Annotated in this window: 15 protein-coding genes; 7 read left to right on the top strand and 8 right to left on the bottom strand. The window is 73.6% G+C overall.

Translation table 11 applies throughout. The features are described from left to right. Positions 1 to 3 precede the first annotated feature (3 nt). Genes ACZ5SK_RS26370 through ACZ5SK_RS26355 form a run of 4 tightly spaced genes read right to left on the bottom strand, consistent with a single transcriptional unit; the run spans position 4 to position 1625 of the window. Positions 4 to 744, bottom strand: coding sequence for an MnhB domain-containing protein (locus ACZ5SK_RS26370; protein WP_334574793.1), 741 nt, complete (start codon positions 742 to 744; stop codon positions 4 to 6). Further along, entirely contained in the window at positions 741 to 1001 is a 261-nt protein-coding gene (locus tag ACZ5SK_RS26365; RefSeq protein ID WP_361702862.1) for a hydrogenase subunit MbhD domain-containing protein, read from the bottom strand. The genes ACZ5SK_RS26370 and ACZ5SK_RS26365 overlap by 4 nt, the downstream gene beginning before the upstream one ends. Then, the gene (locus ACZ5SK_RS26360; protein WP_457494085.1) at positions 994 to 1446 is read right to left on the bottom strand and encodes a monovalent cation/H+ antiporter complex subunit F; all 453 of its coding nucleotides are present in this window, start codon (positions 1444 to 1446) and stop codon (positions 994 to 996) included. The genes ACZ5SK_RS26365 and ACZ5SK_RS26360 overlap by 8 nt, the downstream gene beginning before the upstream one ends. Next, entirely contained in the window at positions 1443 to 1625 is a 183-nt protein-coding gene (locus ACZ5SK_RS26355) for a hypothetical protein (protein ID WP_079657954.1), read from the bottom strand. Before ACZ5SK_RS26355 ends, ACZ5SK_RS26360 begins: the two co-directional genes overlap by 4 nt. Positions 1626 to 2128: 503 nt before the next feature. Here ACZ5SK_RS26355 and ACZ5SK_RS26350 point away from each other — a divergent pair. Continuing rightward, positions 2129 to 2581: a VanZ family protein gene (locus tag ACZ5SK_RS26350; RefSeq protein WP_079664594.1), complete on the top strand. Its 453-nt coding sequence runs from the start codon at positions 2129 to 2131 to the stop codon at positions 2579 to 2581. A gap of 32 nt (positions 2582 to 2613) precedes the next feature. Here the strand turns inward: ACZ5SK_RS26350 and ACZ5SK_RS26345 are convergent, their stop codons facing one another. Further along, entirely contained in the window at positions 2614 to 2850 is a 237-nt protein-coding gene (locus tag ACZ5SK_RS26345; protein ID WP_334574800.1) for a hypothetical protein, read from the bottom strand. Positions 2851 to 2983: 133 nt separating this feature from the next. Here ACZ5SK_RS26345 and ACZ5SK_RS26340 point away from each other — a divergent pair, with 133 nt between their 5' ends. The 4 genes from ACZ5SK_RS26340 (at position 2984) to ACZ5SK_RS26325 (ending at position 7166) form a co-directional block, all read left to right on the top strand. Continuing rightward, positions 2984 to 4033 (top strand): PHP domain-containing protein, encoded by a 1050-nt coding sequence (locus tag ACZ5SK_RS26340; protein WP_457494084.1) that lies wholly within the window; start codon positions 2984 to 2986, stop codon positions 4031 to 4033. 72 nt (positions 4034 to 4105) lie between these two features. After that, on the top strand, positions 4106 to 4762 hold the full coding sequence (locus ACZ5SK_RS26335; protein WP_457494083.1) for an HAD family hydrolase: 657 nt from the start codon (positions 4106 to 4108) through the stop codon (positions 4760 to 4762). Between the two features lie 320 nt (positions 4763 to 5082). Further along, a complete protein-coding gene (locus ACZ5SK_RS26330) occupies positions 5083 to 6045 on the top strand; it encodes an SDR family NAD(P)-dependent oxidoreductase (protein WP_334574804.1) in 963 nt (320 codons plus the stop codon). Between the two features lie 92 nt (positions 6046 to 6137). Further along, positions 6138 to 7166, top strand: coding sequence for an SDR family oxidoreductase (locus tag ACZ5SK_RS26325; protein WP_334574806.1), 1029 nt, complete (start codon positions 6138 to 6140; stop codon positions 7164 to 7166). A gap of 93 nt (positions 7167 to 7259) precedes the next feature. Here ACZ5SK_RS26325 and ACZ5SK_RS26320 read toward each other — a convergent pair whose 3' ends face one another. The 3 genes from ACZ5SK_RS26320 to ACZ5SK_RS26310 all read right to left on the bottom strand — a co-directional run bounded on the left by ACZ5SK_RS26320 (position 7260) and on the right by ACZ5SK_RS26310 (position 9116). Further along, entirely contained in the window at positions 7260 to 7496 is a 237-nt protein-coding gene (locus tag ACZ5SK_RS26320) for a hypothetical protein (RefSeq protein WP_334574808.1), read from the bottom strand. A 192-nt stretch (positions 7497 to 7688) separates the two neighbouring features. Further along, a complete protein-coding gene (locus ACZ5SK_RS26315) occupies positions 7689 to 8648 on the bottom strand; it encodes a phosphotransferase family protein (RefSeq protein ID WP_334574810.1) in 960 nt (319 codons plus the stop codon). Between the two features lie 297 nt (positions 8649 to 8945). After that, entirely contained in the window at positions 8946 to 9116 is a 171-nt protein-coding gene (locus ACZ5SK_RS26310; RefSeq protein WP_457494082.1) for a hypothetical protein, read from the bottom strand. Between the two features lie 133 nt (positions 9117 to 9249). On the opposite strand from ACZ5SK_RS26310, the gene ACZ5SK_RS26305 reads away from it, so the two are divergent. After that, positions 9250 to 10503, top strand: coding sequence for an FUSC family protein (locus tag ACZ5SK_RS26305; protein WP_334574814.1), 1254 nt, complete (start codon positions 9250 to 9252; stop codon positions 10501 to 10503). 46 nt (positions 10504 to 10549) lie between these two features. Then, positions 10550 to 11602, top strand: a complete 1053-nt coding sequence (locus ACZ5SK_RS26300) for a hypothetical protein (protein WP_468576644.1) — start codon at positions 10550 to 10552, stop codon at positions 11600 to 11602. Positions 11603 to 11669: the final 67 nt, after the last annotated feature.

Genomic DNA, 11669 nt, shown 5'->3' with positions numbered 1-11669 from the left:
ACCTCAGCTCCCGTTCTCGTCCTCGATCTCCACGGCCTGGTCCAGGAATCCGGCCAGCAGGACGACGACCGCGCAGGCGACCTCCATGCCGATCGCCGCGTTCAGCAGGGGGACGGTGCCCCCGGAGGACAGGGTGTTGAACGTGCCGTACGGCAGCAGGGTGTTGGCGAGGAACGCGGTGCCGGCGAGGACCGCGGCCAGTCCGGTCACGACGTAGGCGGAAGCGGCGAGGGCGTCGCCGACCTCGTAGCGGCCGAGGGGCCGTACGCGTTCCAGGGCCCGGTAGTCGACACCGAGGTAGAGCAGGTGCAGGGAGGTCGCGGCGACGACGCCGCCCTGGAAGCCGCCGCCGGGGCTGAGCTGCCCGTGCGCCACGATGTAGAGGCCGGTGAGCAGGGCGACGGGCAGCACGAGGAGGGCGTAGCGGCGTACGGGCGGGGCGACGTCGGCGGGTTCGGGGCGGGCGCGGTGTTCGTCGCGGGTCTGCCGCAGCAGGACCACGCAGCCGAGCACCGCCGCGAACAGGATGGTCATCTCGCCGAGCGTGTCGAAGGCACGCTGGTCGAAGTTGACGGAGGCGATGGTGTTGGCGGTGCGCCGGGCCAGCGAGGCGCGGACGGCGCGGTCGCCGTAGGGGTGCCGGTCGCCCCCGAAGCCGGGCAGGTCCAGGCAGGCGGCGGTGAGCAGCGCGGCCAGGCCCCCGCCGCCGACGCAGACCAGCCAGAGCCGGTGGCGGGGGTTCACGACGCGTCTTCCTTCCGCCGGGCCCGCCGCCGCACCTTGCGGACCGTCAGCAGCAGCAACAGCGGGGTCAGGGCGGAACCCACCGCCAGCTGCGACAGAGCGACGTCGGGGGCCTGTAGGACGGTGAAGAGCACGGCGAGGGCGACACCGAGGACGGCCAGGACCAGGGCCTGCCGAACGGGATCGCGGGTGACGACGGCCACGGTGGCGGCGCCGGCGACCAGCAGCAGGGCGACGACGATCAGTACGTCAGTCACGGCGCACCCCGTCCAGCCCGCCGGACAGGGCCCGCGAGGCGATGAGGTTGCCGCCGATCAGCAGCGCGCCCACGACGAGCAGCTTGCCCATCGCCCGGCCCGGCCCCGTCGCCACGCACCCGGCGAGGACCACCGCCGCCCCGAGGCCCGCGACCGCCCGGGTGAGGGCCCTGGCGCGCGGCGGGTCCCCGGCGAGGTCGTCGGCGAGGAGGCGGGCGAAGACGAGGGTGCCGACCGGGCCGAGGAGCGCGAGGACGAGGGCGAGGTCGACGTAGGAGGGGCGGTCGTAGCCCTGGGCAAGGAGAAGCAGGCCGGGACAGGCCAGCGCGGTGGAGAGGTTCTGGGCGACGACGCGGCGGCGCAGCGGACCGGTGGCCACACCCCACAGGGTCGCCCCCACTCCCCCGGCCAGGACGACGGTCGCCGCGAGCAGCCAGCCGTTCACCGGTCGCTCGCCGCCCGCCGCCCCGCCCGGGCGGCGAGTGCCGCGAGGGCGGCGGAGCCGGCGCCCACCGCGAGTTCCAGCGCGTCGACGGTGCTGACGAGGACCAGCCAGAGCGCGGTCAGCGCGACCCACCAGGCCAGGAGCTCACCCAGGGTCAGCAGCGCGGTGCGCCGATGCATCAGTCTCCTCCCCCAGGCCGTCGTTTTGTGACGCTTTCGGCATCCAAGCACCGCCCGTGCGAGGCAGGGCGACGGCACGCGCGGGCCACAGCCCGGAGTGCCCCGGCAGCACGAACGGAAACGCGGACCGAGGGCCGGCCCGCCGCATCCCCGGCCGGTTTACGGGTAATCGCCTTACTACGCAGGGAGGTTGAAGACTGGAGGACCGCATGGCCCGTGCAGCCTTACGTCCGCGTGCCCTGTTCCGCCCACGTGCCGCCAAGAGCAACGAGGAGCCCGCCACCGCGACCAAGCCGACAAACCCGAAGAACCTCAAGAACCCGAAGAGCCCGAAGAACCCGAAGAAGGGGCCTGCCAAACCCGCCGTACCGGAGAACCCGACCGAGAAGACCGGGAAAGCCGGGAAAGCCGGGAAGGTCGCGAAGGCCGGGAAGGATGCGAAGGCCGGGAAGGGCGGCACGGCGAAGAGGGCGAAGAAGGCGGCGCGCGCCGAGCAGCGGCCGTTGCCGTTTCCGCTGCGGCTGCTGGCGATGCTGTTCGCCTTCGCGTTCATGGTGGCGTTCGCCGTCGTGCTCGCCCGCCTCACGCTGGAGCCGTCGCCCGCCTCCGAGTCTCTGGTGCACTCCAATCTGCGCCCCGGCGACTCCCTGCGGGCCTACCTCGACCAGCCCGCGCTGCGCGACGCCGTGAAGCAGATCGGCGGGAACCTGCTGCTCGGGGTGCCCTTCGGGATCCTGGTGCCGGTCGTGGCGCCCCGGGCGCGCGGGTTGCTGCGGGTGCTGCTGCTGACGGCGACGGTCATGCTGCTGGTGGAGTTCGCCCAGGGAGCGCTGGTGGCCGGGCGGGCCTTCGACGTCGACGACGTCATCCTCAACACCACGGGCGCGCTGATCGGCTACCTGCTCCTGGGGCGCAGGGTGAGCCGTGCGGTGCACGCGCGGGAGCGGCGCCTGTGACGGGCGCGGGACAGGAGACCGGGCCGCGACCGTCAGTGCGGGGCCCAGGTGTATCTGTCCCCGCCCACCCAGCGCACCACGTCCGGGTCGTCGAGGTCATGGACCGTGACGCCGAACGCGGCGGCGATCTCGAGGACGTCGATGATGGCCCTTGCCTCACCGACCACTTGACCGTCGACTTCCACGATGCGGAACGGCGTCGGACCCGGCTGCACCCCGAGCACCATGATCCGCGGGCGGGAGATACGGAGGCCAGCGATTTCGGTCATGACATAGAGGGTAGAACGCAACCCGCCGGTATGAATCATCAGATCACCACCGAAAGGGGACGTCTTCCGCGGAAGGCGACCTCCGCCATGCGGTCCACGCGCGGGTGGGGAACTCTGGATCCAGGAGGTGGCGATGGATCCCGTCGAGGCTCTGGACCGGATCGCCTTCCTGCTGGAGCGGTCCCTGGCGCCGACGTATCGCGTGCGCGCCTTCCGTACGGCGTCCAGGGTGCTGGCGCGGCTGCCCGCGGCGGAGGTGGAGCAGCGGGCGGCGGCCGGGACACTGGAGTCGCTGAAGGGCGTGGGCCCGAAGACCGCCCAGGTGGTGCGCGAGGCGCTCGCCGGGCACGTGCCGTCCTATCTGGAGACATTGGAGGGCGAGGCCGGCCGGCCGCTCACGGACGGCGCGGGGTCCCGGCTGCGGAAGCTGCTGCGCGGAGACTGCCATGTCCACTCCGACTGGTCGGACGGCGGCAGCCCCATCGACGAGATGGGCCGGGCGGCGGCCGCGCTCGGCCACGAGTGGGCCGCGCTCACCGACCACTCGCCGCGTCTGACGGTCGCCCGCGGGCTGTCCCCCGAGCGGTTGCGCCGGCAGTTGGAGGTGGTCGAGGAGCTCAACGCGACCTGGGCGCCGTTCCGGCTGCTGACCGGGATCGAGTGCGACATCCTCGACGACGGTTCGCTGGACCAGGAGCCGGAGTTGCTGGAGAAACTCGATGTGGTGGTCGTGTCCGTGCACTCCAAGCTGCGCATGGAGTCCCGCGCGATGACGCGCCGCATGGTGAACGCGGTGCGCGATCCTCACGCCGACATCCTCGGCCACTGCACGGGGCGGCTGGTGAGCGGGCGGGGACGGCCGGAGTCGGAGTTCGACGCGGACGAGGTGTTCGCGGCGTGCGCGGAGTCCGGCACGGCCGTGGAGATCAACAGCCGGCCGGAGCGGCTCGACCCGCCGCGCCCGCTGCTGAGCCGGGCCGTGGCGGCGGGCGTGCTGTTCTCGGTCGACACCGACGCGCACGCGCCGGGCCAGCTGGACTGGCAGATCCTGGGCTGCGCGCGGGCCGAGGAGTGCGCGGTGCCCGCGGAACGGATCGTGACCACCTGGCCGCTGGCCGAGCTGCTGGCCTGGACCCGGGAGGGGCGGGTACCGGCAGGCACACCTGATACAGCAGGCCGCTGAGGCGGTCCTGGACGGTCCTGGGCGCTCCTGGATGGTCCTGGTCCTCAGGGACTCGAAGAGAAAGGAACCCCGATGACCCGTGCCGCCGTGTTCGACGTCGACGGCACCCTCGTCGACACCAACCACCTGCATGTCACCACCTGGTGGGAAGCCTTCCGGCAGGCGGGCCACCGGGTACCCATGCACGCCGTGCACCGGGCGGTCGGACTGGGTTCCGACGACCTGATCGCCCACCTGCTCGGCGACGAGCGCGACAAGGACGAGGACTCCGAGCTCAGCGCCGCCCACAAGGCCCTCTACGGACAGTACTTCGACCGGCTGCCGCCCCTGCCGGACGCCGGCCCGCTGCTGCGGCGGCTGCGCGACGACGGCTGGACGGTCGTCCTCGCCACCTCGGCGAGCGGGGGCGAGCTGTCGGCGCTGCGGCGCGCCATCGACGCCGACGACGCCATCGCCGCGACGGCGAGCGCGGACGACGTGGCCGAGGGCAAGCCCGCCCCGGAGCCCGTGCGGCACGCCCTGGAACTGGCGGGGGCGCCCGCCGAAGGCGCCGTGTTCGTCGGCGACACCGTGTGGGACATGCGCGCGGGCCGTCGAGCCGGGGTGCGCTGTGTGGGCGTCCTGTCCGGCGGCATCCCCCGCGCCGACCTGCTCGACGCGGGCGCGGAAGCCGTCTACGACGACCCCGCCGACCTGTTGGCATCCCTGTCGGCGAGCCCGCTGGCCTGAGCCGCGGGAGGCGGACCCCCGGGTGACGGACGTCACGGCGCGCTGCTGCCGGGCGGGGAACACCCATAGGTGGTTGCCAGTTGAACCAACCGTGGGTGCGGATGGGACAGTGTCCCCGGGCCTCACCTTTTGCCCACAGGGACGATCGTTCGGCTGAAGCCCTGTGGAGCGTTTCGCCGAGAGGCGACCGCCATCCGCGCCCACCGCTTGGCCGCCCCGACCGTGATTCCCCCGTCCGGTCGGGGCCTTCTTCTGTCCGGGCTCTCGGCGTGCGGTGCGCGCTTGACTTGGAGCGCACTCCAATTCGTAACGTCTGGGACATGAGCACTGCACAGCACAAGATCGGTTCGGGGTTCGACGCCCACAGCACCGCCGACGACGTTCTCGCCGGCATCGACCTCAGCGGACGGCTCGCGATCGTCACCGGCGGCTACTCCGGGCTCGGCCTGGAGACCACCCGTGCCCTCGCCAAGGCCGGCGCCCACGTCGTCGTCCCCGCCCGGCGCCCGGACGCGGCCCGCGAGAACCTCGCCGGCCTCGACGGCGTCGAGACGGACGAGCTCGACCTCGGCGACCTGGACAGCGTGCGCGCCTTCGCCGAGCGGTTCCTCGCCTCCGGCCGGAGCATCGACCTCCTCATCAACAGCGCCGGGATCATGGCCTGCCCGCAGACCCGGGTCGGACCGGGCTGGGAGGCGCAGTTCGCGACGAACCACCTCGGCCACTTCGCCCTCGTCAACCGCCTGTGGCCGGCGATCGAGCCCGGCGGCGCCCGCGTCGTGTCCGTCTCCTCGCGGGCCCACCACTTCTCGGGGATGCGCTGGGACGACGTCCAGTGGCGGCAGGGCTACGACAAGTGGGAGGCCTACGGGCAGGCCAAGACCGCCAACGTGCTGTTCGCCGTCCACCTCGACCGGCTGGCCCGGGAACGGGGCGTGCGCGCCTTCGCCCTGCACCCCGGCGGCATCATCACGCCGCTCCAGCGGCACCTCCCCAAGGAGGAGATGGTGGAGCGCGGCTGGATCGACGAGGACGGCAAGGTGCTCAACCCGGCGGGCTTCAAGACCCCCGAGCAGGGCGCGGCCACCCAGGTGTGGGCGGCGACCTCGCCGCAGCTGGCCGGGATGGGCGGCGTCTACCTGGAGGACTGCGACATCGCCGAGCCCGCTGTCGACGGCGAGCAGAGCTCCGGCGTCAAGGCCTGGGCGACGGACCCGGAGCAGGCGGCGCGGCTGTGGGAGCTGTCGGCCGAGCTGACCGGCGTGAACGCGTTCGGCTCGTAGGGCGCGGCCGCGGCCGGGGGTGTTCCGCGTGCGCAGGCCCCCGGCCGGGTACTCGGTCGGTTCCCCGGAGGAAACGCCGAGAGGAGCCGAAGGTGAGCAGCGCAACAGGCAGCAACGTCGTCGTCACGGGCGCCACCGGCAACGTCGGCACGAGCGTGGTGCGTCTTCTGTCGCAGGATCCTGGCGTCGCCTCGGTGCGGGGCCTGGCCCGGCGGGTCCCGCACTGGTCTCCGCCGAAGACCGAGTGGGCGGCCGTCGACCTGGCCGACGAGCAGGCCGACCTCGCCCAGATCTTCGAGGGGGCGGCCTCTGTCGTCCATCTGGCCTGGGCGTTCCAGCCCACGCACGATCCGGCGGCGACCTGGCGTACGAACGTCCTGGGCAGCATCCGGGTCTTCGAGGCCGTGGCCGCCGCACACGTGCCCGTCCTCGTGCACGCGTCGTCGGTGGGTGCGTACTCGCCGGGACCGAAGGACCGGGCGGTGGACGAGTCATGGCCGACGCACGGCTGGCCGGACGCCGCGTACTGCCGGGAGAAGGCCTACCTGGAGCGGGCCCTGGACACCTTCGAGCGGGACCACCCGCAGACCAGGGTGGTGCGGATGCGGCCGGCGTTCCTGTTCAAGCGGGAGTCGGCGAGCGAACAACGGCGCATCTTCGGCGGGAGGTTCCTGCCCGGGCCGCTCGTCCGCCCCGAGCGGCTGCCCTTCCTGCCGGACGTGCCGGGACTGCGTGTGCAGGCGCTGCACACCGACGACGCGGCGGAGGCGTACCGGCTCGCCCTGCGCACCGAGGTGGGGGGCGCCTTCAACCTGGCCGCCGAGCCCGCCGTGGACGCGAAGCTGCTCGGCGAGATGTTCGACGCCCATCCCGTCCGGCTGCCCCGGACGGCGGCCCGCTCGGCGATCGCCACGGCCTGGGGCCTGCGCCTCCTGCCGGCTTCGCCGCACCTCTTCGACGCGGTCCTCAGGCTTCCCCTGATGGACTGCACCCGCGCCCGTGTCGAACTGGGCTGGCGCCCCGAGCATTCGGCGCCGGAGGTGCTGGAGGAGTTCCTCGAGGGCCTGCGCGGCGGGGAGGGCGAGGCCACGGAGCCGATGCGCGGCCGCAAGGCGGCCTGAGCACCGGGCCTGGGAACCGGCCGTCCGGCCCTGCGGGGGGCCCCAGGTCCAGGTGTGTCCAGGTCGAGGCCACCAAGGCTCTCAGAAGGCTCTTCAGGCGGACGGTTCGTCGGGGACGGGATGGTCGGACTGTCCGCTTTCCGCGCGCGGGGCGCCCTGTCGGCCGGTGCCCGCCTCGTCGGTGTCCGGGACGTCCTGCGCGGCCTCGTCCGGCGACTCGGGGGCAGCGGCGTCCCAGGGGTCCGCGCCCCCGTCGGCCTGCTGGTCCGGCAGGTCACGCGGGACCGGCGCGCCGTCCTCGCCGGGGCCTTCGCGGCGCTGTGCGGCCATGACGTCCTCCCTCCGCGCTCCCCCGGACGACGATCGCCCGGGCCTCACGCGAGTACCTCCCCGACCGCCGGACGAAACGTGGCGGCGGGCCGACGGGAGCGACGCGTGTGCAGGTGGGGGTGCGCGCCCGCACCGGCAGTAGTCACCCGTCACGTCACGCGCCCCGTCACGTCACCCCGTCATGCCGCCCCTTCACGCCGCCGCGGACTCGATCTCGTCCAGGGCCGCCACGAGCTCCGGGGCGACCCTCTGCTGCACCCAGCGCTCCTGATCGGCGCCGACCGCCCGCGGGACCGTCTCGATGAGCATGATCAGGTAGAGGTAGGCGCGGTAGAGGGCGAGACGCAGCCGGGCGGGCCGGTCGAACACGGCCCGGCCTCCGGCGGCCCGGTAGCCCTCCAGGAACGCCTCGTCCTTCCTGATGTCCCCCAGCAGCGCCAGGGAGACGAAGTCGGCGAGAGGGTCGCCCCAGAACATGCGCTCGCCGTCGATGAGGCCCCCGATCCGGGCCCGGCCGTCGGTACGGTCGACCAGGATGTTGCCCGGCCACAGGTCGTAGTGGACCAGCCGCGGGACGGTGACCTCGTCGAGGGCGTCGTACGCGGACCGGGCGACGGCGGCGACCTCCTCGACGGGACGGGGCAGCCGGGCGCCGTGCTCGCGGGCGTCGGCGAGAAGGCCGTCGAACATCGCCGTGAACGCGGTGCGCCAGTCGGGCGTGAGCGGGCCGAAGGCGCCGGTGGGATAGCCGAAGCCGGGCCCGGTCACCTCGTGCAGCCGGGCAACCTGACGGCCCAACTCGCCACGCAGCTCCGCCTGTTCGGCGACGGTGAGCGAATCGTCCCAGGGCGCGCCCGGGGACAGCGTCATCAGCAGCCACGCCTCGTCGACGGCCACGACCCGTGGCGCCGGCACGCCGGCCTCGGCCGCTCCGCGGCAGAACTCCGCCTCGCCGAGCAGCAGCCGGCTCTCGTAGCGCAGGCCCGGCGCGGTGGGCGCGACCTTCAGGACGTAGCGGCTGCCGTCGGTGAGGCGGAGCTCCTCGACGGTGTTGTACGTGCCGCCGCCGAGCGGTCCGAGGCCGGCCAGGCGGTCGGGCGGTATCCCCGCCGCCTCCAGCGCGTTCCGGGCCCGTGCCCAGGAGTCCGTCACCTTGTACCCACCCCTTCTTCCGGCCGGCCGCGTACCCGTCGCCGGCGTCCCACCCGTCCGCGATCAGCCCGTTGAGCCATGCCCCGGCGGCCGGGTCGGCGACGCCGGGCGTGCGGTCCCGGTACAGGGTACGGAAGGCACGCCGGTCACCCCACGCCGTCGCGCAACCGCGCCGCCTCCCCCCGGTGAAGAACGACCACCGTGGCATCGCCGGTCATCGAGTCCAGGGCACGCAGGTCGGCGGCGTCGCCGCAGGGTTCGACGGCGCTGAGGGGGCGGCGGCGCGGACGAGGGCGCCTACGACGGTCCGGGCGTCCACCGCCTGCCCGCGCCCGTGACGGACCCCGCGCCGGTGACAGACGCGGCACTCGTGACGAACCCGGCGGGAGCGGCGGAGGCAGTGGCGCAGAGCGTGCCGGGCAGGGTGAGGACGATCCCGTTGCCCGTTCCGGTCCGGTGACGAGTCATGGTCCGAGCCTCGCGCGCCCGCCCACGGGGAGACCATCCGGCGGACCGCCCTTCCCCGGTCGCCCGGGACGATCTAGGCTCGCTCGCGGCTGGAAACGTTCGAGGCAGGTGAGGAAGGGGAACTGGTCTGGGGATGCAAGATGTACGTGAGCGCGTGGGGCCGCTCGTGCGGTTGGTGCAGCGCCACCGGGAACCCGTGGTCGTCCAGGCGCTGCGGGCCGCCGCCGCGGCCACGATCGCGTATGTCATCGCCCTGCGCCTGAGCCCCGAGGCACTGCCGCTGACGGCGCCGCTGACCGCGCTGCTGGTCGTCCAGGTCACCCTGTACGCGACGCTGACCAACGGCATCCGCCGGGTGAACGCGGTGGTGGCCGGTGTGCTCGTGGCCATCGCCTTCAGCCTCCTGGTGGGTCTGACCTGGTGGAGCCTCGCGCTGCTGATCGTGGCCTCGCTGGGGGTGGGGCACCTGGTGCGGGTCGACGAGTACGTCCCCGAGGTGGCGATCAGCGCCATGCTGGTGCTCGGGGTGACCACCGTCGGGGACACGGCGTGGGCGCGGGTGGTGGAGACGCTGATCGGCGCGGTCGTCGGGCTCGGCTGCAATGTGCTGCTGCCGCCTCCGGTGTGGGTGGAGGAGGCGGGCGAGTCGATCGAGGGGCTGGCCCGCCGACTGCGGCAGCTGATGCTGCGCATCGGCGAGGAGGCGGCCGGCCGCACCCCCGTCGAGCAGGCGGCAGCCCGGCTGCACGAGGCGCGCCGGCTGGATCACGACATCGTCGAGGTGGACGCGGCGCTGCGGCAGGCCGAGGACAGCCTGCGGCTCAATCCCCGCGTGCGCGAGGGGCTGCTGCACCGGGTGGTGCTGCGCACCGGTCTGGACACGCTGGAGATCTGCACGGTCGTGCTGCGGGTGCTCGCCCGCACGCTCACCGACCTCGCCAAGGAGCGCGAGCCGCAGCCGTTGTTCCCGCCGGAGACCGGGGCGACCGTGGAGCGGCTGCTGTCGGAGCTCGCCGACGCGGTGGTCAGCTTCGGGGTGCTGGTCACGACGAGTGTCAGCCTCAACGCGGACGCCGCCGAGGCCCGGCTCAGCGCCGAGCTGCGGCAGGCCGCGGCCACCCGTGACAAGCTCGCCCAGCTGCTGCTGGAGCAGCTCCAGCACGACGCCCGCCAGTGGCAGCTGCACGGCGCGGTGCTCACCGAGGTCAACCGCATCCTGGACGAGCTCGACACCGAGCACCGCTCCCGCCGGCTCCTGGAGGATCTGGACCGCGTGTCACGGGAACAGCGCGAGCGCATGCCTCGTCTGACCCGCCTGCGTGAGCGCCTCGGCGTTCAGGAGGAGCTGTGGCGGAACCGTACGGGGATCACCCGGCGTTCTCCTTGACAGGCTCCGCGGCGGAGCCGGCGCGGGACACGAGGGGAGCACGCGGATGGCCGACACCACCGTACGGATCGACGGGGACACGCTGAGGCTGCCGGGCGGGGTGGCGGTGCGGTTCATGCGGACGCTGCGGCTGCCGGAGAAGGGCACGCACGACCTGCCGCCCGGCCTCGGCGCCTTCCCGGTCCGCCGGGTCTCCGACCACGCCGGCACCGTGCCCGCCGAGTGGCTGGCGCGGGGTGGCGTGCTGCTGCCGATGTATCTGCGTGAGGCGATGTGGCTGAGCTTCGCGGGCTCGACGGAGCCGGCCGCGCTGCAGGTCGGCGCGGGCAAGGTGTGCGCGGTCTCCGGGAAGCCCTGGAGCAGCCGGCTCTCCCGCGATCCGCAGAACTACCTCACGCTGCCTCGTCAGCCCTGGCTGGACGGCATCAACTCGGGCAGGGGCACGGTGCGCCAGTTCGTGGCGGTGCCGCTGGGCCTCGGGGCGACCGTGGAGGGCCAGGTCACCGGCGAGGAGGTCTGGGGCGGGGTCCAGCTGCAGTCGTTCCCGCTGAACGAGGTCGAGCGCGTCGAGTGGCGGGAGGCGGAGCGCCTCCGCTCCCTGGACACGAGGAGCGTGAAGTCGGTGCGCGCGTACGGCGCCCCGCCCCCGCCCGGTGCGGCCCCGATGATGCCCGCCGCGGCCCCCGCTCCCGGCGGCGCGCCCCGGGTCCGCGCGGCCGCCGCGATGGGCCTGGGCGTGGGCGGTTCGATGCGCCAGGAGGTGTACCAGGACGTCCGTCCGGTCGCGGACTACACGGAGCGGCCCGCCGCCCGGGTGTTCGTGCATCTGGTGACGCCCCCGGAGTGGCGGCGCATCACGGGCGAGGAGCCCCCGCCGTCCCCCGTGGACCGCGCCGCGTACACCCAGGCCGGGCTGCCCTGGTTCGACTACTACGACGACGACGCGCACGACGTCGCGCCCAGCGACACCCTGGCCGGCGTGCAGCCGGTGGGCGAGTGGCTCGGCGCCGACCTGGACCCGTGGCAGCAGCCCGCCCCCGGCCAGGTGCACCACCTCAAGGACACGCCGGGGAAGCCGGTGGAGGACGGCGACTGGTAGCACCGGGTTTCCGCTTTTGCGTTCGACGGCCGGTCCGGGTCAAGGTGGCTGTCACGGAGGATGCGGA

Source organism: Streptomyces sp. NPDC031474, assembly GCF_055581185.1.
This window is presented reverse-complemented; position numbering and strand designations above follow the sequence as displayed.